The organism is Pseudarthrobacter sp. NIBRBAC000502772 (assembly GCF_006517235.1).
Lineage (GTDB): Bacteria > Actinomycetota > Actinomycetes > Actinomycetales > Micrococcaceae > Arthrobacter.
On the sequence record NZ_CP041188.1, the window covers coordinates 807,329 to 831,001 of the forward strand.

At 65.8% G+C, this 23,673-nt stretch carries 25 protein-coding genes and 1 pseudogene; 21 read left to right on the forward strand and 5 right to left on the reverse strand.

The annotated features are described in order from the left end of the window. Positions 1-6: 6 nt before the first annotated feature. The 15 genes and pseudogenes from NIBR502772_RS03745 to NIBR502772_RS03815 all read left to right on the forward strand — a co-directional run bounded on the left by NIBR502772_RS03745 (position 7) and on the right by NIBR502772_RS03815 (position 12,986). Complete coding sequence (locus tag NIBR502772_RS03745) at positions 7-1,554, forward strand: glycoside hydrolase family 32 protein (RefSeq protein WP_141139134.1); 1,548 nt, start codon at positions 7-9, stop codon at positions 1,552-1,554. 176 nt (positions 1,555-1,730) lie between these two features. Continuing rightward, positions 1,731-3,797, forward strand: coding sequence for an ATP-dependent zinc metalloprotease FtsH (gene ftsH, locus NIBR502772_RS03750; RefSeq protein WP_141139135.1), 2,067 nt, complete (start codon positions 1,731-1,733; stop codon positions 3,795-3,797). A gap of 10 nt (positions 3,798-3,807) precedes the next feature. Continuing rightward, the gene (gene folE / locus NIBR502772_RS03755; protein ID WP_141139136.1) at positions 3,808-4,452 is read left to right on the forward strand and encodes a GTP cyclohydrolase I FolE; all 645 of its coding nucleotides are present in this window, start codon (positions 3,808-3,810) and stop codon (positions 4,450-4,452) included. A 10-nt stretch (positions 4,453-4,462) separates the two neighbouring features. Further along, a complete protein-coding gene (gene folP / locus NIBR502772_RS03760) occupies positions 4,463-5,383 on the forward strand; it encodes a dihydropteroate synthase (RefSeq protein WP_141139137.1) in 921 nt (306 codons plus the stop codon). An 11-nt stretch (positions 5,384-5,394) separates the two neighbouring features. Next, positions 5,395-5,754 (forward strand): dihydroneopterin aldolase, encoded by a 360-nt coding sequence (folB, locus tag NIBR502772_RS03765; protein WP_141139138.1) that lies wholly within the window; start codon positions 5,395-5,397, stop codon positions 5,752-5,754. Beyond that, positions 5,751-6,289: pseudogene (gene folK / locus NIBR502772_RS03770) on the forward strand (2-amino-4-hydroxy-6-hydroxymethyldihydropteridine diphosphokinase). Before folB ends, folK begins: the two are co-directional and overlap by 4 nt. Positions 6,290-6,292: 3 nt before the next feature. Continuing rightward, positions 6,293-6,826, forward strand: coding sequence for a DUF3180 domain-containing protein (locus tag NIBR502772_RS03775; protein ID WP_141139139.1), 534 nt, complete (start codon positions 6,293-6,295; stop codon positions 6,824-6,826). After that, positions 6,807-7,319 (forward strand): PH domain-containing protein, encoded by a 513-nt coding sequence (locus tag NIBR502772_RS03780; protein ID WP_141139140.1) that lies wholly within the window; start codon positions 6,807-6,809, stop codon positions 7,317-7,319. Before NIBR502772_RS03775 ends, NIBR502772_RS03780 begins: the two co-directional genes overlap by 20 nt. Continuing rightward, positions 7,316-8,881 (forward strand): PH domain-containing protein, encoded by a 1,566-nt coding sequence (locus tag NIBR502772_RS03785; RefSeq protein WP_141139141.1) that lies wholly within the window; start codon positions 7,316-7,318, stop codon positions 8,879-8,881. Before NIBR502772_RS03780 ends, NIBR502772_RS03785 begins: the two co-directional genes overlap by 4 nt. Continuing rightward, positions 8,874-9,764, forward strand: a complete 891-nt coding sequence (locus NIBR502772_RS03790; RefSeq protein ID WP_141139142.1) for a Rossmann-like and DUF2520 domain-containing protein — start codon at positions 8,874-8,876, stop codon at positions 9,762-9,764. Before NIBR502772_RS03785 ends, NIBR502772_RS03790 begins: the two co-directional genes overlap by 8 nt. 1 nt (position 9,765) lies before the next feature. Next, positions 9,766-10,692 carry a pantoate--beta-alanine ligase gene (locus NIBR502772_RS03795; protein WP_141139143.1) on the forward strand — a complete coding sequence of 309 codons (927 nt, stop codon included), beginning with the start codon at positions 9,766-9,768 and terminating at the stop codon, positions 10,690-10,692. A gap of 292 nt (positions 10,693-10,984) precedes the next feature. Next, entirely contained in the window at positions 10,985-11,206 is a 222-nt protein-coding gene (locus tag NIBR502772_RS03800; protein ID WP_141139144.1) for a hypothetical protein, read from the forward strand. Continuing rightward, a complete protein-coding gene (locus tag NIBR502772_RS03805) occupies positions 11,187-11,444 on the forward strand; it encodes a hypothetical protein (protein WP_141139145.1) in 258 nt (85 codons plus the stop codon). Before NIBR502772_RS03800 ends, NIBR502772_RS03805 begins: the two co-directional genes overlap by 20 nt. A 126-nt stretch (positions 11,445-11,570) precedes the next feature. Next, a complete protein-coding gene (locus tag NIBR502772_RS03810; RefSeq protein ID WP_141139146.1) occupies positions 11,571-12,266 on the forward strand; it encodes a GAF and ANTAR domain-containing protein in 696 nt (231 codons plus the stop codon). Between the two features lie 9 nt (positions 12,267-12,275). Continuing rightward, positions 12,276-12,986, forward strand: a complete 711-nt coding sequence (locus tag NIBR502772_RS03815) for a GAF and ANTAR domain-containing protein (RefSeq protein WP_141139147.1) — start codon at positions 12,276-12,278, stop codon at positions 12,984-12,986. A 9-nt stretch (positions 12,987-12,995) separates the two neighbouring features. Here NIBR502772_RS03815 and NIBR502772_RS03820 read toward each other — a convergent pair whose 3' ends face one another. After that, positions 12,996-13,277: a hypothetical protein gene (locus NIBR502772_RS03820; protein ID WP_141139148.1), complete on the reverse strand. Its 282-nt coding sequence runs from the start codon at positions 13,275-13,277 to the stop codon at positions 12,996-12,998. A 127-nt stretch (positions 13,278-13,404) separates the two neighbouring features. Here NIBR502772_RS03820 and NIBR502772_RS03825 point away from each other — a divergent pair, with 127 nt between their 5' ends. Beyond that, positions 13,405-14,037 carry a TetR/AcrR family transcriptional regulator gene (locus tag NIBR502772_RS03825; RefSeq protein WP_141139149.1) on the forward strand — a complete coding sequence of 211 codons (633 nt, stop codon included), beginning with the start codon at positions 13,405-13,407 and terminating at the stop codon, positions 14,035-14,037. A 67-nt stretch (positions 14,038-14,104) separates the two neighbouring features. Here NIBR502772_RS03825 and NIBR502772_RS03830 read toward each other — a convergent pair whose 3' ends face one another. Next, on the reverse strand, positions 14,105-15,079 hold the full coding sequence (locus tag NIBR502772_RS03830) for a serine hydrolase (RefSeq protein ID WP_246848687.1): 975 nt from the start codon (positions 15,077-15,079) through the stop codon (positions 14,105-14,107). A gap of 231 nt (positions 15,080-15,310) precedes the next feature. Here NIBR502772_RS03830 and NIBR502772_RS03835 point away from each other — a divergent pair, with 231 nt between their 5' ends. Then, entirely contained in the window at positions 15,311-16,777 is a 1,467-nt protein-coding gene (locus tag NIBR502772_RS03835; RefSeq protein ID WP_141139150.1) for a DHA2 family efflux MFS transporter permease subunit, read from the forward strand. A gap of 90 nt (positions 16,778-16,867) precedes the next feature. Here the strand turns inward: NIBR502772_RS03835 and NIBR502772_RS03840 are convergent, their stop codons facing one another. Genes NIBR502772_RS03840 through NIBR502772_RS03850 form a run of 3 tightly spaced genes read right to left on the reverse strand, consistent with a single transcriptional unit; the run spans position 16,868 to position 19,517 of the window. After that, on the reverse strand, positions 16,868-17,698 hold the full coding sequence (locus tag NIBR502772_RS03840; protein ID WP_141139151.1) for an alpha/beta fold hydrolase: 831 nt from the start codon (positions 17,696-17,698) through the stop codon (positions 16,868-16,870). Between the two features lie 34 nt (positions 17,699-17,732). After that, positions 17,733-18,596: an alpha/beta fold hydrolase gene (locus tag NIBR502772_RS03845; protein WP_371706763.1), complete on the reverse strand. Its 864-nt coding sequence runs from the start codon at positions 18,594-18,596 to the stop codon at positions 17,733-17,735. 36 nt (positions 18,597-18,632) lie between these two features. After that, entirely contained in the window at positions 18,633-19,517 is an 885-nt protein-coding gene (locus NIBR502772_RS03850) for an alpha/beta fold hydrolase (protein WP_141139153.1), read from the reverse strand. A gap of 67 nt (positions 19,518-19,584) precedes the next feature. On the opposite strand from NIBR502772_RS03850, the gene lysS reads away from it, so the two are divergent. The 4 genes from lysS to NIBR502772_RS03875 all read left to right on the forward strand — a co-directional run bounded on the left by lysS (position 19,585) and on the right by NIBR502772_RS03875 (position 23,549). Further along, a complete protein-coding gene (lysS, locus tag NIBR502772_RS03855; RefSeq protein ID WP_141139154.1) occupies positions 19,585-21,117 on the forward strand; it encodes a lysine--tRNA ligase in 1,533 nt (510 codons plus the stop codon). A gap of 2 nt (positions 21,118-21,119) precedes the next feature. Continuing rightward, complete coding sequence (locus tag NIBR502772_RS03860; protein WP_141139155.1) at positions 21,120-21,299, forward strand: hypothetical protein; 180 nt, start codon at positions 21,120-21,122, stop codon at positions 21,297-21,299. Between the two features lie 144 nt (positions 21,300-21,443). Beyond that, positions 21,444-21,773 carry an Lsr2 family protein gene (locus NIBR502772_RS03865; protein ID WP_104060154.1) on the forward strand — a complete coding sequence of 110 codons (330 nt, stop codon included), beginning with the start codon at positions 21,444-21,446 and terminating at the stop codon, positions 21,771-21,773. A 465-nt stretch (positions 21,774-22,238) separates the two neighbouring features. Beyond that, the gene (locus tag NIBR502772_RS03875; RefSeq protein ID WP_246848688.1) at positions 22,239-23,549 is read left to right on the forward strand and encodes an ISL3 family transposase; all 1,311 of its coding nucleotides are present in this window, start codon (positions 22,239-22,241) and stop codon (positions 23,547-23,549) included. The last annotated feature ends 124 nt before the right edge of the window (positions 23,550-23,673 follow it).

Sequence of the window (23,673 nt, forward strand, 5' to 3'; positions counted from 1 at the left end):
CCACTCATGTCCAGTTGCCTTGATGACGCACGCCACGAGACGGACCCGGCCGGAACCCCGCACCTGCGTCCCGCCCTCCACTACACGGCGCGGGACACCTGGCTCAATGACCCCAACGGCCTGGTGTTTTACCGCGGTACGTACCACCTCTACTACCAGAACAACCCGTACGGGACCGTGTGGGGCAACATGTCCTGGGGCCACGCAACGTCCACCGACCTGGTGCAGTGGACCGAGCAGCCCTTAGCCATTGCCTGCGATGATGCCGAGGACATCTACTCCGGCAGCATTGTGGTGGACCATGCCAACAGCTCGGGCTTCGGCAGCGCCGAAAACCCGCCCCTGGTGGCCATCTACACCAGCGCGTTCAAGCCCGGCACCGCCCACGAAGCCACTCAGGCCCAGTCCCTGGCCTACAGCAACGACGCCGGCATGACCTGGACCAAGTTCGCGGGCAACCCCGTCCTGACGCGCGGCTCGGCAAACTTCCGCGACCCCAAGGTCTTCAGTTACCCCGCCCCTGACGGCCTGTGCTGGGTGATGGCCGCTGTCGAAGCGCGGGAGCAAAAGGTGGTTTTCTACCGTTCCACAGACCTGCGCGTGTGGGAGCTGGCCAGCGAGTTCGGACCCGCCAACGCCGCCGGGGGAGAGTGGGAATGCCCTGACCTCTTCCCGCTGCCTGTGGACGGCGATCCGGACAGGACCAAGTGGGTGCTGGTGGTCAACATCAACCCCGGCGCAGTGGCCGGAGGCTCCGGCGGGCAATATTTCGTGGGCGACTTTGACGGCTTCACGTTCACGCCGGATCCGTCATCCTTGCTTGACTCCCCGGTCTACGCAACCAGCGGTGCGGGCGCCGAGGCTGGACGGCTCCGCGAATGCCGCTGGCTGGACTGGGGCCGCGACTACTACGCCGCCGTCTCCTTCAGCAATGTTCCCGACGGACGGCGCCTCATGATCGGCTGGCTCAGCAACTGGGACTACGCCAACAGCCTGCCCACGTTCCCGTGGCGGTCCGGGATGTCGCTGGTCCGCGAGGTCTCGCTGGAAACGGTGGACGGGCGTCCGGCCCTGGTGCAGGCCCCCATTCTTCCGCCCCTTGAGAGTGTCCAGCTCCTGGACGGCCGCGAGCTTCACGGTGTGCTGCCGCTGCCGGAAATCCTGCCAGGCGAAGCGCAGGTCATCGACGCCGAGATTCTTCCGGGCGCCGCGGACCACTGCGGTTTCCGGTTCTGGGAGGATTCCGACGGCGGTGCAGCCGTGCTCGCCTACGACCCCGCCGCCGGGGTGCTGACCCTGGACCGCCAAGATGCGGGGGAAACGGCATTCCACCCGGCCTTCGCGTCCGTGGAGTCCGCCCCCGTCCTGCTGGAGGACGGAGTGCTCACGCTGCGCATCGTCGTCGATCATTGCTCTGTTGAGGTCTTCGCCCAGGGCGGGAAAGTGGTCCTGACCGACCTGATCTTCCCGCGCGTTGGAAACAAGGGTTCGTCCGTGTTCGCCGAGGGCGGCACGGCCATCCTCCGGAAACTGGCTGTCGCCGCAGCCGGCTGACCTGGGGAGTTCCGCGGTACCTTCCAGATCCCGCTACGCCCAGAGGGAACTTTTGCGCGGCACCGTGCGTGAATTACTCCGAACGGTGTATAGCTAGTAGCTGAGGCAGCACCACACGCGCGTAGACCACTCGCCGTGCAGCACTACCAGGAGGGACGGGGCCAGCCCCCGAACAGATGAAAGCTAAGAGTTTCTTCAAGGGCCCGGGCATCTGGATCGTTGTTGTGATCGCCATGCTCCTCGTGGCTTTTGCAACACTGGCTCCCGGCGGTGCGGCACGGATCGACACGGACAAGGGCCTTGAGCTCCTCGCGGACAGCGGCAAGGTTGAGCAGGCAAAGATCTTCGACGGCGAAAACCGCGTTGACCTGACCCTTAAGGACAACCTGGATGTCAATGGCCAGGACAAGGGCAAGAGCGTCCAGTTCTTCTTTGTCGACGCCCGCGCCATCGACGTCGTCAAGGCCGTCACAGCAGCCAAGCCCGCCAACGGCTACACGGACCAGCCAATCGAAAGCAACTGGTTCTCCGGCCTGCTCTCGCTGCTCATCCCTGTCATCCTGCTCGGTGCGCTGTTCTGGTTCCTGATGACCCGGATGCAGGGCGGCGGCTCGAAGATCATGCAGTTCGGCAAGTCCAAGGCCAAGATGGTCAACAAGGACATGCCGCAAGTGACCTTCGTTGACGTAGCAGGTGCGGACGAGGCCGTGGAGGAGCTCCAGGAAATCAAGGAGTTCCTGCAGGAACCGGCCAAATTCCAGGCCGTGGGCGCCAAGATCCCCAAGGGCGTGCTGCTGTACGGCGCTCCGGGAACCGGCAAGACCCTCCTGGCCCGTGCCGTCGCCGGTGAGGCCGGCGTGCCGTTCTTCTCCATCTCCGGCTCGGACTTCGTGGAAATGTTTGTCGGCGTGGGCGCGTCCCGTGTCCGCGACCTCTTCGAGCAGGCCAAGGCCAACTCTCCCGCCATTATCTTTGTCGACGAGATCGACGCCGTCGGCCGGCACCGCGGTGCCGGCATCGGCGGCGGCAATGACGAACGCGAGCAGACCCTCAACCAGTTGCTGGTTGAAATGGACGGCTTCGACGTTAAGACCAACGTCATCCTTATCGCTGCCACCAACCGCCCCGACGTCCTGGACCCGGCCCTGCTCCGTCCCGGCCGTTTTGACCGCCAGATCTCGGTGGACGCCCCGGACCTGATCGGCCGCGACCAGATCCTGCAGGTGCACGCCAAGGGCAAGCCGATGGCCCCGGGCGTTGACCTCAAGGCCGTGGCGAAGAAGACCCCGGGCTACACCGGCGCAGACCTCGCCAACGTCCTGAACGAGGCAGCCCTGCTGACCGCGCGCTCCAACGCCAACCTCATCGATGACCGCGCCCTGGACGAGGCCATTGACCGCGTTATGGCAGGCCCGCAGAAACGCAGCCGCGTGATGAAGGAACACGAGCGCAAAATCACCGCGTACCACGAGGGCGGACACGCCCTGGTGGCTGCCGCGCTGCGGAACTCGGCGCCGGTCACCAAGATCACCATCCTGCCCCGCGGCCGCGCCCTGGGCTACACCATGGTGGTCCCGGAGAACGACAAGTACTCGATCACCCGCAACGAACTGCTGGACCAGATGGCCTATGCGATGGGTGGCCGCGTGGCGGAGGAGATCGTCTTCCACGATCCCTCCACGGGAGCCTCCAACGACATCGAAAAGGCCACCTCCACGGCCCGCAAGATGGTCACCGAGTTCGGTATGAGCGAGCGTGTCGGCGCGGTACGCCTGGGCCAGGGCGGCGGCGAACCCTTCCTGGGCCGCGACGCCGGGCACGAGCGCAACTACTCGGATCAGATCGCCTACGTGGTGGATGAGGAAGTGCGCCGCCTGATCGACCAGGCGCATGACGAGGCCTACGCCATCCTTACCGAAAACCGGGACGTCCTGGACCAGTTGGCCCTGGAACTCCTGGAACGGGAGACCCTCAACCAGGCCGAGATTGCGCACATCTTTACGGACATCCGCAAGCGTGACTTCCGCGAGGTGTGGCTGTCTAAGGAGACCCGTCCGGTCCAGAAGGCCGGCCCCGTGGAATCCCGCCTGGAGAAGTCTGAGCGTGAAGCCCAGGAGGAAGCCAAGCACGCCCGCCTCGAGGAACCGCTGGACGCGCAGCCGCTGCACCCGCAAGGTGTCCCGGATGACGCCGCATTCCAGGGCGGCATCCCCGACTCGGGGCCTGACGCCACGCACGGCTAAGCTTTCTCCTGTGACTCACTTCGACGACGACGACGCTCCCGCCTCCGCCGGACACCCGGCGGAGGACGGCTCCCACCACAAAAAACACGAGAAAGTGGACCGGCCCCGGATCGAGGCGGCAGTCCGTGAAATCCTCATTGCCATCGGCGAGGACCCGGACCGCGGCGGCCTCGTAGACACCCCCAGACGGGTCGCCAAGGCCTACGCCGAGGTGTTCGCGGGACTGCACCACGATCCCGCGGACGTCCTCTCCACCAAGTTCGACCTGGACCACGAAGAACTGGTCCTGGTCAAGGACATCCCGTTCTACTCAACGTGCGAGCACCACCTCGTGCCGTTCCACGGGGTTGCCCACGTCGGCTACATTCCCTCCCATGAAGGCAAAGTGACCGGGCTCAGCAAGCTGGCACGCCTCGTGGACATCTACGCCCGACGCCCCCAGGTGCAGGAGCGGCTCACCACCCAGATCGTCGAAGCAATGGTCAGCCACCTCAAGCCGCGTGGCGCGATTGTCGTTGTCGAATGCGAACACATGTGCATGTCCATGCGCGGTGTCCGCAAGCCCGGAGCAAAGACCGTCACCAGCGCGGTCCGCGGGCAGCTTCATGACCCGGCCACCCGTGCCGAAGCCATGAGCCTCATCCTCGGAAGGTAAGTATCAGACCATGGACTCACTCGCTGCAGCCCCGGGAACCGGGCCCGCAACATCTCCGCTGCCCATCCTGCGCAAACCGCGCCCGGCCGCGAAATTCGCGGACCTGCCCACCGGCCGCACCCTGGTCATGGGCATCCTGAATGTCACCCCGGACTCCTTCAGCGACGGCGGAAAGCACCCGACGGCGGACACTGCCATCGCGGCGGGCCTGCGGATGTTCTACGCCGGAGCGGACATCATCGACGTCGGCGGTGAATCGACGCGCCCCGGCGCGGAGGACGTCAGCCCGGAGGAAGAACTGCGCCGGGTGATCCCCGTCATCGAAGCCCTGGTCAAAGCGGGCGCCCTGGTCAGCATCGACACGACCCACGCCGCCACTGCCGCCGCTGCCCTGAAGGCCGGCGCCGCCATCATCAACGATGTTTCCGGGCTGACCATCGAACCTGAGATGGCCGAACTCGTGGCCGCGTCCAAGGTCCCCTATGTGCTCACGCACCGCCGCGGCGACGCCCGCACCATGGACTCCCTGGCCCAATACCAGGACGTGGCCGGCGAAGTGGTGGCTGAACTGGCCGGCGTCCGCGACAAGCTCTACGCAGCCGGGGTGAGCAAAGAGCAGATCATCATTGACCCGGGCCTGGGGTTCGCCAAGAACGACGCGCAGAACTGGGAGCTCCTGCAGCACCTGGACCAGCTGGGCAGCCTGGGGCACAAGGTCCTGGTGGCCGCTTCCCGCAAGCGTTTCCTGGGCACACTCCTCACGGTCGCCGGCAAGTCCGCCGCCCCGGAGGAACGCGGCGCCGCCACGGCCGCCATTACCGCGATCAGCGCATTCCGGGGGGCCTGGGCCGTCCGCGTGCATGACGTCGCTCCAAGCCTTGACGCCGTCAAGGTGGCCGCGCGGATGGCCGCCGCCCCTACCACCACCTAGGCCGGGCACCCATGGACAGGATCACGCTGAGCGGTGTCACCGCCGTCGGCCATCACGGAGTCTTCGATTTCGAGCGCCGTGAAGGCCAGCCGTTTGTGGTGGACGCAGTGCTGCACCTGGACTTCGCCAAGGCCGCAGTATCTGACGACGTCCGGGACACCGCCCACTACGGCGAAGTGGCTGAGCGGATCAAGGACTGGATCACGGGGGAGCCGCTGAACCTGATCGAGGCCCTGGCCGTCCGGATCGCCGATGGCCTGCTCGCCGAATTTACCGTCCAGGCCGTGGACATCACCGTCCACAAGCCCAAGGCACCCATCGAGGTACCCTTCGGCGATGTGGCCGTCAGCGTGCACCGGGAGCGGCCATGAGCGGCGGGTACACCAAGGCCGTCCTGGCCCTCGGCAGCAACCTGGGCGAGCGGAACGACACCTTGTCCGAGGCCGTTGCCGACCTGGTGGACCCGCCGGAAGTCCGGCTGCAGGCCGTTTCCCCGGTGGTGCAGACCAAAGCCGTGGGCGGCCCGGCCGGCCAGCCCGACTTCCTGAACATGATCATCACCGTGGAAACTACGCTGTCCCCGGAGGAACTGCTGAAGCACTGCCAGGCCGTGGAAAACAAGCACCTCCGCGTGCGTGAAGTGCGCTGGGGGCGCGGACGCTCGACGTCGACATCATCACCTACGGTGACCTCACCAGTGACGACCCGGTGCTGACCCTGCCGCACCCGCGCGCGGCCGGACGCGCCTTTGTGCTGTATCCGTGGTCGCTGATCGAGCCGGCGGCCACCCTGGGCGGGGTACGCATCAGCGAGCTGGCTGCCCGCGCCCCCGACTTTGACGACCTTGCCCCGTTCGACGGTTTCGGCGATTACGACGGCGTCCCCACAGCCGGGGCGGTCGAGTAACCGGTGAAGCCCATCAACTCTGTGCGCCTGCTGCTGATCGGCCTGGTCCTGACCGTGGCGGGCTGGTCCACCACCGTGGTGACCACACGCTACAGCATGGCCACACCGGTTCTTCCGGCTACCGCGCTGGCCACCATGGGCGTGATTGTCGCCATCACCCTGGTGCTTGGCATCCGTGTGCTCCGGTGGCGCAACAGCACCAAACGCAAAAAGGCATTGGACCCGATCCTGGCCGCCAGGACCCTGGTGCTGGCCCAGGCGTGCGCTTACGCGGGCACCGTCCTGCTGGGCTGGCATGTTGGAATCTTTCTGGACCAGCTGCGGATCTGGAACCTGCGCAGCGACCAGGGCATCACCTGGGTGGCAGTAGCTATCGCTGTCGGCGGTCTGGTGATGATCGTCGTCGGCCTGCTAGTGGAGCGGTTCTGCAAGATCCCGCCCGAAGACACCGATGCAACGCCCGGTGAGGGGAAACCTGGCCGCGGCGTACGCGGCGAAGCCGCAGGGGAAGGCGAATATGCGTACGGAGGCGATTGATCCGCCGGGCATTACCTGGCAGCGGGTATCCCCGAAATATGTCACGGTGCGGCTGGTGCAGTGGGCCATCGGGAACCTGGTCACGGTGATCGTCCTGAGCCTGCCCCTCGTTCTTGTCCTGCTCGGCTGGTGGCGCTGGCCCCCGCTGTGGCTGGCCATCACCGTCCCGGCGGTGACTCTGGTTCTGGCCATCTGGCGGCTGCTGCTGATCCCGCGCCAGGTGCGCGCCATCGGTTACGCCGAGCGCGACGATGACCTCCTGATCCGGGGCGGCATCTTCTTCCAACGGACCATGACGGTCCCCTACGGCCGCATGCAATACGTGGACATCGGCGTTGGCCCGGTGGAACGCGGGCTGGGACTCTGCACGCTCAAACTCCACACCGCCTCGCCCGGAACCAACGCCACCATCCCCGGCCTGCCCGCTGCGGAAGGGGCACGCCTGCGCGAGCAGCTCGCCGCCCGCGGTGAAGCGAGGCTGGCAGGGCTGTGACGTCAAACGTTCCGGAGGCCGGGGCACCGAGTGCGGTTCCGGTGGCGCCCGACGGCGAGTGGCTGCGTGTGCACCCGGCGTCCCCGTTTGTGCGCGGCTGGGTGGCCCTGGCGGCCATCGGTTTCTTCTTCGGGCGCGACTTTTTCGAACGGTTGCTGCAGGGCCGTCCTCTGTTCGAGGAGGACTTCGCCGGCCGGGCACCCTGGCTGGTGGCCGGCGGCGGCATCGTCCTTGTGGTGACCGTGCTGGGCTTCATCCTGACCTGGTACTTCACCAAGTACCAGGTCGCCGAAGGGTACGTCCGGGTCAACTCCGGCTTCCTCTTCCGCCAGCAGCGCCAGGCCCGGCTGGACCGCGTCCAGGCCATCGACATCGTGCAGCCCCTCCTGGCCAGGATCTTCGGCCTGGCCGAACTCAAGTTCGAGGTGGCCGACGCCGGTGAATCGGCCGTCAAACTGGCGTACCTGCGGATGGACGACGCCCGCCAGCTCCGGGCCACCATCCTGGCGCGGGCCGCAGGCGTGGTCCCGGACCCGGCCCGGCCGCAGGAGGCCGCACCCGAGGCGCCCGAATATCCCGTGCTGTCCGTGCCGCCGTCGCGCCTTATCGGTTCCCTGCTGCTCAGCGAGCAGAGCTTTTTTGTGGTGGTGGGCGGCATCGCCGCCGTGATCCTGTCCGCCGTGACGGACAACCGGGGCTTCTTTTTCTACCTGATCCCGGCGGTGCTGGGCCTCGCCGCCAGCTACTGGGGCTTCTTTAACAAGGGCTACAACTTCACCGCCGCCATTTCGCCGGACGGGATCCGGCTCCGCTACGGGCTGTTGGACACGCAGGCGCAGACGCTGCCCCCGGGCCGGGTCCAGGCGCTGAAAGTGGCTCAGTCCCCACTTTGGCGGATCTTCGGCTGGTACCGGATCCAGGTCAACGTGGCCGGGTACGGCGCAGTCGGGAGCAACGGCGAGACGTCGTCCCGGACCACGCTGCTGCCCGTGGGCAAGCTGGCCGACGTGATGTCCATGCTCGCGCTCGTGCTGCCGGATCCCGGCACACCTGAACCCGGACGCATCTTCGCTGCCGGGCTCTCGGGGCTGGATTCCGACGGCGGATTTGTCACCACGCCGCACCGCGGCAGGTTCCTCGCGCCGCTGGGCTGGCGCCGCAATGGCTTCGCCACCACTGACACCGCCCTGCTGATCCGCTCGGGCCGGTGGTGGCGGGAACTGGTGGTGGTCCCGCACCAGCGCACCCAGTCAATGGCACTGCATCAGGGTCCGCTCGCACGGCGGTTCCGTTTGGCGGACCTTGTCCTGCACACCACGGCGGGGCCGGTCTCGCCACGGCTCACCCAGGCCGGACTTGACGAGGCCCGGGGCCTTTTTGATGCCCAGTCCGCCCGCGCGCGGCTCGCCCGCAAGCGGCAGACCAGCGAACAATGGCTGGCAACGGTGGCGCCCGCTCCGGTGGCTGAGCCAGCTCCGGTGGTTGAGCCCGCCGAAACCCCTAGTCTGGTGGTTGAGCCCGCCGAAACCAGTCCCCAACAGGAAGGCCCGCAACGTGGCTAAGCCCGGGCGCCTTGGCGTCGGAATCATTGGTGCCGGGAAAGTGGGCGCCGTCCTTGGTGCGGCGTTGCGCTCGGCCGAACACGCCGTCGTCGGGGTTTCCGCGGTGTCCGAGGCAAGCCGTGAACGGGCGGAGACGCTGCTGCCCGGCGTGCCCATCCTGGAGATCCAGGAGATTGTGGAACGGTCTGAACTGGTGCTCCTGGCCGTGCCCGACGACGCCTTGGCCGGACTGGTGGACGGGCTCGCCAAACTCGGGGCGTGGCAGCCAGGACAGATCGTGGCGCATACCTCAGGAAGGTTTGGCGTGGGGGTGCTTCGCCCGGTGCGCGCCGCCGGAGCCATCCCCCTTGCGCTGCACCCCGCCATGACGTTCACGGGCATGAGCCTGGACCTGACACGACTGCTGGATTGCACCTTTGGCGTGACCGCTGATGCAGCGATGCTGCCCATTGCCCAGGCGCTGGTGGTGGAGATGGGTGCCGAACCCGTGGCCATAGCGGAGGCGGACCGGACGCTTTATCACACGGCCCTCGCCCATGGCTCGAACCATATGGTCACCCTGGTGGCGCAGGCTTCGCAGCTGCTCCGCGACGTTGGCGTCGACGCGCCGGAGCGGATGCTGGGGCCTTTGCTGCGGGCCACGCTGGAGAACGCGCTCGCCTCAGGCGAATCGGCGCTGACCGGTCCGGTGGCCCGCGGCGACGTGGGGACAGTGGCGGCCCACGCCGAGGCGTTGCGGGAGTACGACGCCGGTGCGCACGGCGATGTGCTGGAGGCTTACCTCGCCATGGCCCGCGCCACGGCACGGCGGGCAAGCAGCCGGGGGCTGCTCAAAGAGGATCAAGTGGGGGCCCTCCGCGCGGCCCTGGAAGAGGGAAACTGACATGGCCACGCAACTGGTGACAACGGCCGCGGAGCTCCGGGCGGCGAGTGCCCGGCTGCTCGCGCAGAAGGCGGGCAGGTCCCAGGGCCTGGTGCCAACCATGGGCGCGCTGCACGAAGGCCACGCCCGGCTGGCGCGCACCGCCGTCGAACAGAACGACGTAGTGGTGGCGTCCATCTTTGTGAACCCGCTCCAGTTCGGCGATGCGGTGGATCTGGACCGGTACCCCCGCACGCTCGACGCCGATCTTGCCCTGCTTGAGGAACAGGGCGTGGACCTCGTGTTTGCGCCTCCGGTGGAAGAGGTCTATCCCGGCGGCGAGCCGCTGGTCCGCGTGACCGCCGGCTCCCTGGGGGAAAAGTGGGAAGGCGCCTCACGGCCGGGCCATTTCGACGGCGCCCTCACCGTGGTTGCCAAGCTGCTGCACTACGGCATCCCCGGCTCAGGGCTTCCGCCCGCGGGTGCTTTTGCCTCCGGCGGCGGGGGACTGCCGGCCTATCGGGCCTATTTCGGGCAAAAGGACGCCCAGCAGCTGGCGCTGGTGCGCCGGATGGTGGCGGACCTGAATTTCCCCGTCGAAATTGTTGCCGTGCCCACCGTCCGGTCCGAGGACGGGCTGGCCCTTTCCAGCCGCAACCGGTTCCTCTCCGCAGAGGAGCGCGAGGCCGCCCTGGTGTTGTCACGGGCGCTGCGGCTCCTGGCGGAGCGGGCAACTGCCCACCAGCCGCTTGATCTGGAATCGGCCCGGGCCATGGTTGAATTGCAGTCGTTGGTGGGACTGGACTACTTCGACGTCGTGGATCCGCTCACCCTTGAGCCGCTGGCCGAGAACTGCCGGAAAGTCCCGTTCCGCGGCGAAGGCCTGGCTCTCATCGCCGCCAAGGTGGGTCCGGTCCGGCTGATCGACAACGTGCCGCTCAGCAGCTGATAAGTAGGGTCCGCTTCCGGGGCACGCAAGGCCTCGGATCCCTGTCCGTCTGTCTCGGCATCCGCTATGCTGAAATGGTTGCCCCAGACCCTGGCATCGCCTTATTTCGGCGCACCCCAGGAGGACAAATTTCACGCAGGGCACCCCATACTTCTTCCGCAGTTATCCTCGGCCTTTTGTGCTGCCCGGCTCCTGTTTGCCCGGCGCAGCCGCATACACGGCAAGCGGGATGCTCGCGTGCATTCCACATCCCCGTGGCCTGCCGGCCACGCTCAAGTCAGGAGCGAATCCAATGATCCGCACAATCGATGACGGGCTGTCCTATCTCGTCAAAGTGAATCACGCGTCCGTCCTGGACGACTATTTGAATTCGGCCGTCGACCTGGCCCGCCAGTATGCCTCCAGCACTGGCCTGTGCGGGATTCTGGTAACCCGCCACGCGCACGACACCTATACCGTTGCGGTCAGCGAGGCTGTACCTTTCGGAGAGACCCGTGAGCGCCACGATCCCTAAGGTGGAGGAGGCGATGGCCAACCACATCGCAGCTGACGGATTCACGCCGATCGGGTGGCAGGCGTACGAAATTATCTACTCGATCCTGGCGGACCCGGCGCCGGATCTGGCCGAGGTCAAATGGCGCCTTCGCAGGTGTGTGGCCGCCCACCCGGGCGCACCGGAACGGGCGTTGCGTGACCACCTGATGGTCACCTCAGAGATGGCCAATGCCAACGGCCAGGAAGGGCGGGACTGAGGCCCGGTCGGCGACGACGGGCGGGTTCGCCGCAATCTGTATCCTTGAAGTGACAACTCCGCCGTTCCGGTTCAGCCTGCAGCCGGATTTTTCACCGCGGGATGATTCAGGGATCAGAGGCTCACCATGGACATTGCACCCGATATGGTTGCCGGTGACCAGAACGTGTGTGCTCCATATCTGGAGAAGCTGCCCATAACGGGTGCCGCGGTGTCCCTCTTCGGCGGCTCTGCCGCGGAGACCCTGGTCTCCGCCAGCGACGAACTCGCCGCCCGCCTGGACGAACTGCAGTTCAACCTCGGCGAAGGCCCGCGGTGGCGGGCCCACCAGACCCGCTTGCCCGTGCTGATCCCCGACGCACAGTCCACCACCGACGACGAATGGCCCATGTTCCGGCAGGCGATCGCCGGGACGGACGCAGCCGCGCTGTTCGTTTTTCCACTCACAGTAGGCGCGATGGACCTCGGTGTTGTTGAGCTGTATCACGCCGTTCGTGGAAACCTGAACCGGTCGGACCAGTCGATGGCGGCCGTACTTGCCGGGCAGACTTCCTGGTACCTCCTGCGCAAGATCCTGAGCCTCAGCTCACCGGATACGGATCCAGCCCTGGAGCCGGCGCTTATATCGCGCCGCGAGATTCACCAGGCCACCGGGATGGTCCTGGCGCAGTCCGGTGCTACGGCAGCGGAATCCTTGCTTTTGTTGCGTGCCTACGCTTTTGCCAATGACCTCACATTGGGGGAGATAGCCGCCGCTGTGCTCGAAAGAAGGCTCAGCTTCGACACCGACAAGGGTGGGGCCAGCGGACCTGCCCTGCAGTAAAATAGGGCCATGGTAACCAGTACCCGCGCCGAGCGCGCCAGTGTGGCGTTCGTCAAGCTCACTGACACGCTGGTGGCCGACTACGACGTCGTGGATCTCCTGCATGTCCTGGTGGAGGAATCCGTGGGTCTCCTTGACGTCGCAGCCGCGGGTCTGTTGCTTGCCGATCCCAGCGGAGAACTTCAGGTTGTCGCATCCACCAGCGAGCAGAGCCAACTCGTCGAGGTGCTCCAGCTTCAAGCCGGAGCCGGTCCCTGCGTTGAGTGCTACGTGACCGGGTCGGCAGTCTCAGTGGACGACATTGCCGGGCTTACCAAGTGGCTGGGCTTCCGCCAAGCCGCGCTGTCGCAGGGCTTCCGCTCCGTGCATGCTGTGCCCATGCGCGTTCACGGCAGGATTATCGGGGCCATGGGTCTGTTCGGCGCCCGGGAGGGTTTCCTGACTGCAGAGGATGCCGCGATCGGCCAGGCGCTTGCCGACGTCGCCACCATCAGCCTTATGCAGGAACGCACTATCCGGGAAGCGGTACTGGTCAACGAGCAGCTGCAGCTGGCCTTGAACACCCGGGTGCTGATTGAGCAGGCCAAGGGCGTCATTGCGCACACTGCCGGAGTGGATATGGACGCAGCATTCAACCTGCTCCGGAACCATGCCCGCGCCAACAGCCAGAGCCTGCACATGACCGCCGGGCGCATCGTGGACCGCAGCCTCACGTTGTAAGGCCGGCCGTTACTGCGGTGATTCAGCCTGCGGGTCGCGGTTGAGCATCAGCTGCTGAAGGAGGGCACGTTCGGGCTTGCCGGGGTTCTGGGCGACGCAGCGGCGCAACCGGGCCCGGGACAACTCCTCGCCGGGAACTGTTCCGCGGAGCACCTCATCAATGATTTCCTGCGCCTGCCACCGCAAGGATTCCTGGGCGAAGTGCCGGACCTCGGCGGACGCAGCGGCACTCTCTATCCACGGGTCAGTGTCATCGCACTGGATAAAATCGTAGGTTCGCTCTGCTGACATCGGGGCCTCCTTGCACCAAGCCGACGGGCCTTTACGGGGTCCCATCGGCGTCATAGCACTGCGTCTGGGAAGAACAATACAGCGAGTAAGACCGGTCTGTCTGCACTTGGAGTAATCTATTCCTACGATGATTTCGAATGCGGACCACACTGCAGAACCCGCGCTGTCTCCCGCGGATTTACCCGCCGAGGCGGTAGTTGTCCGTGCCGGTTCGCGGGACCGGATCCTGGCAGTGGCCTATCAACTGTTTTCCCGCCGCGGCGTGCGGGACGTAGGCGTGAATGAACTGATTGAGCGCTCCGGCGTGGCCAAGGCAACGTTCTACCGGCATTTCCCGTCCAAGGACGCGCTGGTTCTGGCGTTCCTGGAGCAGCGGGACCAGTTATGGACGGTCGATTCCATCGTTGGCCAGGCCAAACTGCGCGGCACTACCCCCACTGAACAACTTCTGGCCATCTTCGACGTCTTCGGCGACTGGTTCCGGCGCGACGACTTCGAGGCCTGCTCCTTCATCAACATCTTGTTGGAAATGGGCGCAGCCCATCCCCTGGGCCAGGCCAGCATCGACTACCTGGCCAGGATCAGGGGCCATGTGCAGGACCTCGCGGAGCAGGCAGGGTTGGACCGCCCCGAGGATTTCGCCCGCTCCTGGCACATCCTGATGAAGGGGTCCATCGTCTCAGCCACAGAAGGGGACACGCAGGCGGCAAAGCGGGCCCAGCAGATGGCCGGCTGGCTGATCGAGCACCACCGCAGCTGACCTCCCCAGCGCGAACGGACACTTAGGCCCCCGAACCCCGGACGGCACGGAGTCAACAGCGCCGTGCCTAGCGCGTCGGAAAGAGCTGCGTTACGAACGCCCGCGTCAGATCGTGGATCATTTCGGTGCGTTCGGCCTCGTCGGTGCTGTCGGCACCTTCCGTGAAGATCACCAGCGCATACGTTGTCCCGCCATATTCCAAAAGGGCTGCGTCATGGAGGTTTCCTCCAAGCTGGCCGTATTTGTGATAGACGGTAATGCCGGGCCCCGAGGCGGCGGGGATAAGTTCCTCGTTGTTCGTTTTCTGCATGTACCCCAGCAACTTTGCGGTGTCATTGGGCTTAAGCAGCTGTCCGGCGTAAAGCTTCGTCAGGACCTGGGCCACTTCCCCCGGAGTCAGCCGGTTGTCTTCGGGATCGTAGGCTATGCCAATCGAGGCTGCGTACTGGATCAGTCGCTCGTAGCCGATCCTGCCCATCAACAGGAGCCAGGAATCATTGTTGCTGCTGTTGATCATGGACTTGAGCTGGAAAGCGGCAGTGTATTTCCCCAGCGTCTCATCGAGTCGCGCTTCACCGGCCTCCACAAGCCTGAGAAAGGCCGCTGCCGTGATGAGCTTGGCAGTGCTGGCCGCAGTGTAGGCCGCCGTGTCGCCAAAAGTGCGGACCGGTCCGCCCACTGTATCCGCGACGGCCACGCCAACGCGGAAGCCGGAGACCCTGCTGATAATCCTCGCGATGCTCCCGTCCTCGGCCTTGGCACCAACCGCGGCCATGGCGTCAACCTCGGCGCCTGCACCAACCACGGCCATGGAGCCAACCTCGGCCTTGGCACCAACCGCAGCCATGGCGCCAACCGGCCCGGTCCCGGCGAAGGGGGCGTTTACGGTTCCGGTGACGCCCTCAGAGCGGATCATTGCCAAAGTGGCGGCAGCCAGCACAACCATCAAAGCGGCAGCCACCGAGAGAACCAGGGACAACGGGCTTCGGCCATCGCCGTGGTAGTGGCGCCCTGCCGGATATGCGGGGGAGTACGCGTCCAACTGGGGCTCCTGCCTGACCGCTTGCGCGGTCGAACATCACTAGAGGCCCCAGCCCCGACTCATACTCAGTGCGCTGATTAAACCACACCGGCCAGCCAAAACGACCGCCCAGAAAAAGCCCGTGCCGAAGAAAAATCCTGTTCGCCGGAATTACTCCGGCCGGTAGAGTGTTTGAATCTGCAGCGACGATGCTCGCGAGCCACTTCATTCTTACTCCCTGGGGGAACACCCGTGTCTACAGAAGTCTCTTCGAACGCCTCCGGGCGGCCCGGGCCGGTTCCGGCGCCGAAGTCCTCCGTGCCGGAGAAGATGTCCCGCGAATCGGTGACCATCATCGCCACCTTGCTCGTGGCCACCTTTGTGGTGATCCTGAACGAGACCATCATGAATGTTGCCCTGCAGCGGCTGATGGTTGACCTTGGTGTGGACGCGCCCACCGTCCAGTGGCTCTCCACCGGCTTTATGCTCACCATGGCCGTGGTCATCCCCACTACCGGGTTCATCCTCCAAAGCCTGTCCACCCGGGCCGTCTTTATGCTGGCCATGGGACTTTTCGCCGGCGGCACCGCCCTGGCCGCAGTGGCTCCCGGTTTTGAGATCCTGCTCCTGGCCCGCATCGTCCAGGCCGGCGGCACGGCCATCATGCTTCCGTTGCTGATGACCACCATCCTCACCCTCGTCCCGCTGGCCAAGCGCGGCGCTGTGATGGGGAACGTCAGCATCGCCATCTCCGTGGCACCGGCCATGGGGCCGACTGTCTCCGGGCTGATCCTGGAGCACTTCACCTGGCGCTTTATGTTCGTCTTTGTCCTGCCGGTCGCCCTGGCCGCGCTGGCCATCGGCGCCAAGTACCTGACGAACGTGGGCGAAACCGAGAAGACCAAACTCGACTTCCTCTCCGTACTGCTTACAGTTCCTGCCTTCGGTGGCCTGGTGTACGGTCTCAGCCAGATCGGCGGCGGCCAAAGCGGTCCGAGCGCCGTGGCCATCGCCGCGCTGGTCATGGGCGTCGCCAGCCTGACGGTCTTTGTGCTCCGCCAGCTCCGGCTGCAGAAGGCCGAAGCCCCGCTGCTGGACCTCCGCGCCTTCAACTTCAGGATGTTCACGGTCTCCGTCCTGCTGATGGTGGTGGCCATGATGGCGCTCTTCGGCGGCGTGATCCTGCTGCCGCTCTACCTGCAGGAAATCCGCGGCCTGGGGTCGCTGGAGACCGGGCTCGCGCTGCTTCCCGGCGGCCTGGCGATGGGCCTGCTGGGCCCGTTCATCGGCCGGCTGTTCGACAAAGTGGGCCCGCGGCCGCTCACCGTCACTGGTTCCGTGCTCATGGTGCTGGCCCTGTGGCAGTTCTCAACGCTCGACGCCGGCACTCCGGTCTGGTGGATCGTCACCCTCCACGTGGGGCTCAGTTTCGGCCTGGCGCTGCTGTTCACCCCGGCATTTACCACCGGCCTGAACCCGCTGCCGCCGCATCTCTACTCGCACGGCTCGGCGATCATGAGCACCACCCAGCAGGTAGCCGGTGCCGCCGGAACGGCGCTGCTGGTGTCCATCTTCGCCGTCGTCTCGGCCGCGTCGGGGCTCGTTGCCGGGATGAGCGCAGCGTTCCTGACGGCAACCGTCATAGCCCTCGCCGCCGTCGTGCTTTCCGCGATGATGCGCAAAACAGAAGGCGCCGCCCCGGGCCACGGCGCCCACTAGCGGACACCTCCAATCCAACGCGGGGTCACATTGCGCCCTCCCGGACCGCCGGATGGGGCGATAAGTGACCACGCGTTGAAGTGATGGAGGCTAGCCGGCGAAGAAGTCGCTCAGCTCGGCGATGAGCTTGTCCGGGGCGCGGAGGACGCCGTCGTGGCCGGCCCCATGGAGGATGGTGTAGCTGGAGCCGGTCAGGATGTCGTGGATCTGGCCGCAGGCAACACCGAAGTACGCGGGGCTCTTCTCGCCCACAATAATCAGCGTTTCCAGGGGCAGCTCCAGGAACGGCTCGGCCGGCATGTCCGCGGCGATGATCGCCTTGATTTCCCGGACGCCGGTGCGCATCAGTTCACGCTGCTGCTTGCCCTCGGACGTGCCGGCGGTCAGCTTGTTGGCGATGGTGAGCATGGACAGCGGCATCCGTGAGCGGGTGCCCGCCTCAAGGCCGCGCTGCAGCACGGCCAGGGCGCGGTCATCGTCCCCGGCAGCCGTGGCGCGTTCGTATTCAGTGGTCCAGTCGGCCTTCACGCTGTGGTTCACGGACACAGCGGGATCATACACGGCCAGCCGCTCCACCGGAAGGGTCCTGGCCGCGTGCAGGGCCACCGCGCCGCCGAAGCTGTGGCCGAAGACGTCCGTGCTGGAGGTGTGTTTCATCACGGCGTTCAGGTCCCGGATGTCAGCGTCCAGCGTGTAATCCTCGGCCTGCGGCGACGACGAACCCCGGCCCCTGCGGTTGAAGGTGTGGACCGGGCGGCCCAAGGCTGCGCTGAGCTTCTGGGCGAACTTTGTGTAGTCGGCGGCGGTCACCATGGAGGCCGGGACCACAACAACGCCGGAGCCGGCGGACGCCAGTTCAGCACCCGTGGAGTAGAGCTCCAGCGTGCCGCCGTCGGGGGTTTTGATGTTCTCGCTCGTCATGATCCGAGCCTAGCCGAGCAACCTGCGGAAAGCCTTAGCCCCTGAAGTATTCCGCGATGTCAGTGACAAGTTCCTTCACCGCGGCGGGAACGGAGCCGTGGAAGCCTTTGGGTGAGAGCTCGAACGTGCTCCCCGGGACGGCAGCGTGAAGGCGCTGGGCCGTGACCTTGTAGTAGCTCGGGCTCTTCCCGCCCACCATAAAGTGCGTGTTGGCGGGCAGGACGGCGAAGTTCCTGGCATGCTCGGCTTCGTCATACGCGGCACGCAGTTCGCCCACGCCCGTGGGCATCAGCTCCCGGAGCATCCTGTTCACCTTGGTGCGGGACACCACGGCCATCAGCCCCGCAAGGACCGGCTCGGGGATCTTTGAAAGCGCAGTGCCCGGCTGCATGCCTTTTTTCATCCGGGCCATGGCATGACCCACCTTGCCGGCGTTCACCGCAGCCTCGAAGTCGTCCAGCCACGACATGTCAATGCTGCCGTCGATGTTGACGGCAGCATCGTAGACCGCCAGCTTGTCCGGCTCGTACGGAGTCCCCACGAACTCCTGGACGGCGTTCAGCGCCACCGACCCGCCCAGGCTGTGGCCCAGGACGTTGCGGGCGCCCGTGGCATCCATGACCGTGCGGACATCGGCAATCTCCGTGGCCATGGAATAGTCGGCCGGCTGCTCGGTGGAGTTGCCCCTCCCGCGCCGGTCATAGACATCCACTGCCCACCCGTCGCCCAGCCCGTCGGCCAAAGCCATCGAGAACGGCCGGTAGATCAGGGCCGTGAGGAACGCCCCGCCGATGACCACCACCCGGCGCTCTCCCGGCGCATCCTCGGTTCCGTAGCTGTACAAAGCCAGCCTGCCGCCGTCGTGCGTGGGCACTTCCTGCTCGTTCACGCTCCCCATCCTAGGCGCGCGGCAAAGCCCCACCGGCGAAGCGCCCTACCGGCGCCTCCCCAGCCTCCGGACCCGGCTGTCGCTGCCGTTGATGAACCGGGCAATCCGCACGGCGAGCCCCTTGCCGGGACGGATGGGACCCTCGTGCAGCTGGCCGGGGACTACCTGGAAGTTGATGCATGGCACGGCGGCCGCCAGTTGCCGCCCCGTCTCGGCAAAATACGCCGGACTCCAGCCGCCGCTGAGCATCAGGACGGGGGTGGTGAGGGCGGTGAAATGGTCCAGTTCGGCTTCGGCGTCCAGTACGGCACGCATTTCGGTGACGGCCGTGGGCAGCAGCTGCCGCATCTCCGCGCCCAGGTTGGTCCTGGCCGAGAGGATGCTCAGCATCCGCAGCGCGCCGAGCGGGAGGTAGGACAGCGGACCCGCCGTGGCCAGGCCCTGGACCAGGTGCGCCCAGGCGTGGTTGAGCTGGCCCGCAGCGACGGCATCCTCAAGCTCCGGCCGCCAGCGGTGGCTCAGGTTTCCGGACAGCGACACCGCGGCGTCATAGGTCACCAGCCGGCCCACGGGCAGGGTCCGGGCCGCCTGCAGCGCCACGAAGCCGCCGTAGCTGTGGGCCACCACATCCGTCGCGCCGGTCTGGCGCATGACCGCCGCGAGGTCGCTGACCTCCGTCTTCACCGAATAGTCCTCCGGCTGCGGGGCTGACCCCGCCCTGCCGCGCCGGTTGTAGCAGTGCACCGGCCGGCCCAGCAGGACGCTGAGCTTCCGGGCAAAGGGCCGGTAGAGGGCGTCGGTGACCAAAGTGCCGTGGATGAGTACGACGCCGGGAGGTCCCGCCGTCGTCGGGTCCAGCCCCGCGGGGGTGCGGAAGGAGTGCACGTCGAGGCGCCCGCCGTCCTCCGCTTCAACTTTCCACGTCTCCACAGCCCGAGTCTATGCCTGGGCGTCCGCCGGGAGCCGGCGGCGCGAACTCCCGGTAAACTTGGGGATTGTGACTTCCCAAAACACCCCCACCCCAAAAAATGCCCCAGAGCCGCTCGACGCCAGCGAGCAGATGCGCATCCGCATGGACAAGCGTGCAAAGCTGATCGAGCGGGGCACCGAGGCATATCCGGTGGGTGTGGAACGCACGCATTCCCTCACGGAGATCCGCGAAAAGTACGCGCACCTTGAGGCTGACGACACCACGGGCGACGTTGTGGGCGTCACCGGCCGGGTGGTTTTTGTGCGCAATACCGGCAAGCTCTGCTTCGCCACGCTCCAGGAAGGCGGCGTCGACGGCAAAGGCACCCGGCTCCAGGCGATGCTCAGCCTGGCCAACGTGGGCGAGGAAGCGCTCGCGGACTGGAAGGCGCTGGTGGACCTCGGCGACCACGTGTTCATCAAGGGCGAAGTGATTTCCTCCCGCCGCGGCGAGCTGTCCGTGATGGCCGAGTCCTGGTCGATGGCCTCCAAAGCGCTCCGTCCGTTGCCGGTGCTGCACGCGGAACTGAACGAGGAAACCCGCGTCCGCCAGCGCTACGTGGACCTGATGGTGCGCGACGAAGCCCGCGAAATGGTCTACACGCGCGCCGCGATTACGCGTTCCATCCGCGAGAGCCTGCACCGCCACAGCTACGTCGAAGTGGAAACCCCCATCCTGCAGCTGGTCCACGGCGGCGCCCTGGCCCGGCCGTTCGAGACGCACATGAACGCGTTCGACCAGAAAATGACCCTCCGCATTGCCACCGAGCTTTACCTCAAGCGTGCTGTTGTGGGCGGGATCGACCGCGTCTACGACATGGGCCGCGTCTTCCGCAACGAGGGCGTGGACTCCACCCACAGCCCCGAATTCACCACCCTGGAGTGCTACGAAGCCTGGGCGGACCAGTTCGTCATGGCCGAGCGCATCAAGGAGATCATCCTCGACGCCGCGGACGCCGTGGGTGTGGGCCGAACCCTCCAGACGGAAGCCGGGGAAATCAACCTCGACGGCGACTGGGCCTGGGTTTCGGTTTACCCCGGACTGTCCGACGCCGTTGGCCAGGAAGTCACGCCGGACACTTCGCTTGAGGTGCTGCGCGAAATCGCCCAAAAGCACGAGGTCAAGGTGGACCCGAAGTGGGACGCCGAGAAACTGGCCGTGGAACTGTTCGGCGAAATTGTGGAGCCCACACTGCTGAACCCCACATTTGTGTACGACTACCCGCCGTCTGCCCAGCCGCTGGCCCGCCCGCACCGGAACGACGGCCGGCTGATCGAAGCCTGGGACCTCATCATCGGAGGCATGGAACGCGGCACGGCCTTCTCCGAGCTGATCGACCCCGTCATCCAGCGTGAGCGGCTGACTGAACAGTCGCGGCACGCTGCCGCGGGCGATGTCGAGGCCATGCAGCTGGACGAGGACTTCCTGCGGGCCCTCGAATACGGCGCGCCGCCCATGGGCGGCATCGGCTTGGGTATTGACCGGCTGGTGATGTTGTTCACCGGCGCCGGTATCCGCGAAACTATCCTTTTCCCGCTTCTGAAGCCCGAAGGCCACTAATCATGGAATATGTAGCCGTACTCCTGCCCTCGCTTGTGGTTGGCCTGCTTTTCTGGTTCGCCATGAAATCCATCTTCAATGCCGATAAGTCCGAGCGTAAGGCCGAAGCGCGGGCCAAGGCCGAGGCGGAATCGCGTTCCGCAGCGCCATTGAACGAACAGAACCCGGAAACGGACAAATAGCTCGAAAGAGGTTCTGCGGGTTCCTGTGGATTTCCACAGGAACCATCCGACGCTTTGACGCGTTGCCATTAAGAGGTTCATACTTTTAATAGGAACATCCTCATTTTCTGACAACCGAACCTTTCCAAGAGGAAGACATATTTAATGGCACAGAAAGTAAACATCATCCTCGTCGATGATCTGGATGGGGGATCTGCGGACGAGAATGTCCGTTTTGGCCTCGATGGGGTCAGCTACGAAATCGATCTGTCCTCGGCCAACGCGGCCGAGCTCCGTTCTGCCCTGGAGCGCTTTGTTGCCGCCGGGCGCAAGACCTCGGCCGGCAGAGCCACCCGCACCAAAGCGGTAGTAGGCCCCCGCACCAACGACTCCGCGCAGATCCGTCAATGGGCGCGGGATAACGGCTACACGGTTAACAGCCGCGGCCGAATTCAGGCTGAAATCCAGGAAGCCTACCAAAAGGCAAATTCCTGACTTACGCCTCTCCGACGGCGTATTAGGCCCTGTCTTCACCTTCGGGTGGGGGCAGGGTTTTTTGATGCCTTTTTTGAATGCGCAAAGACGGGCTTGGGTATGCGCAAAATCCTTGCTGACTAACGGCCTCCGGGCGCGCCGTTGGGCTAATCGTCGCGCAATTTTCTTGGGATGAGCCTGCGATTCGGTTTGAGCCTTCGGTCCGGGACGCCCGCTCGAATTCGCCCACTCGAATCTTTGCGTGGCGGGAGCCTGGAATGTCTGGAATTCGCGGGTAGTGGCGGTTTGCGGGCCGGTTTACGGGCCCTTCGCAGATGAGCGTGGTTAGGGCGGTCTGAGACTGGCGCCGCGGGGTAGGGCAGTTTCCGGTGCGGCGTGGTGCAGCGGAAAAGAAGTCAGGGCCTCTTTGAATTGGAAGCGACCAAGCAAACCAAAACCAAAAGAGACCCTGACATGAATAACTCTATGTCTTGTTCTGATGGCCGCTGGTGCACGCGCGCGGATGCGCTGCTCGGTGTCGAAGGCGTACACGTCAGCTCCGTCACAGCAACCCCAGGCGGACTGATTCTGAGCGTCGAGACCGGGGAGGACGTCACCGGCTGCCCCGACTGCGGCGTCGTTGCGGTCGGGCACGGGCGCCGGCAGGTTCGGCTCCATGACATTCCCTGTTTCGGCAGGCCGGTGCGGCTGCTGTGGGCCAAGCGTGTCTGGCGCTGCCCGGATCCGGACTGCCCGAGGACGACGTTCACCGAGGAGCACCCGCTGGCCGGGCCCCGGGCGAAACTTACCGACCGTGCCGTGAACTGGGCAACCGACGCGCTGCAGCATTTCGACACCTCGGTATCGGCACTGGCCCACCAGCTCGGCGTCTCCTGGCACACCGTGTGGCACGGGATCCGGGCCGAGGCCGCACGGCGGATCGCTGACACAGGCCGGCTGAAGGGGGTGAATGCGCTCGGCGTCGACGAACATGTCTGGGCCCACACTGGTCCGCCCGGCACCGGGATGGTCACCGGGATCGTGGATCACACCCGCGACGCGGACGGCATCGTTCACGCCCGGCTGCTGGACCTCGTGCCGGGACGCTCCGGCAAGGCCTACGCCGACTGGCTCAAAGACCGCGGCACCGGGTTCACCGCCGGGATCAAGACCGCTGCGCTGGATCCGTTCCGCGGCTACGCGAACGCGATCCGTGACGAACTGCCCGAAGCCATCACCGTCCTGGATGCCTTCCACGTCGTGAAACTGGGTTCGGCCATGGTCGATGAGGTCCGCCGCCGGGTCCAGCAGGACACCCTGGGACACCGCGGCCGCAAGGGCGATCCGCTCTACGGGATCCGCAGGACCCTGCAGATCGGCGCCGAACACCTCAGCGAGAAACAGGCCGCACGCCTCGATGCGAAACTCACCATCGGGGACCCGGACCACGAAGTCACGCTGGCCTGGCAGTGCTACCAGAAGCTCCGCAACATCTACCACGCAAGGCCGGAACGCGGCCGTGAACTCGTCACCGAGGTCATCGCGTCGTTCCCGACCTGCCCCATCCCGGAAGTCGCCCGCCTCGGCCGGACACTCAAACAATGGAAAGCCGCGATCTTGGCCTACTTCGACACCCTCGGCGCCTCCAACGGCCCCACCGAGGCGATCAATGGCGTCATCGAGACCACCCGCAGAATAGCGCGAGGCTTCCGCAACTTCCCCAACTACAGAATCAGATGCCTACTCGCCGCCGGCGGCCACCGTCCCTACCGGGCAAAACAAACCAACCATGCCTAAATGCGAAGGGCCGGTTTACGCAGTCCTGGCGGCGCTCCTATTGTTATTGGCGGCACCCCTCGGTGCTCGTGCCTACGCGGACTCGAGCCGCGTGTCAGTCAGGGTGGCGGTTCCGCGGTTCCTG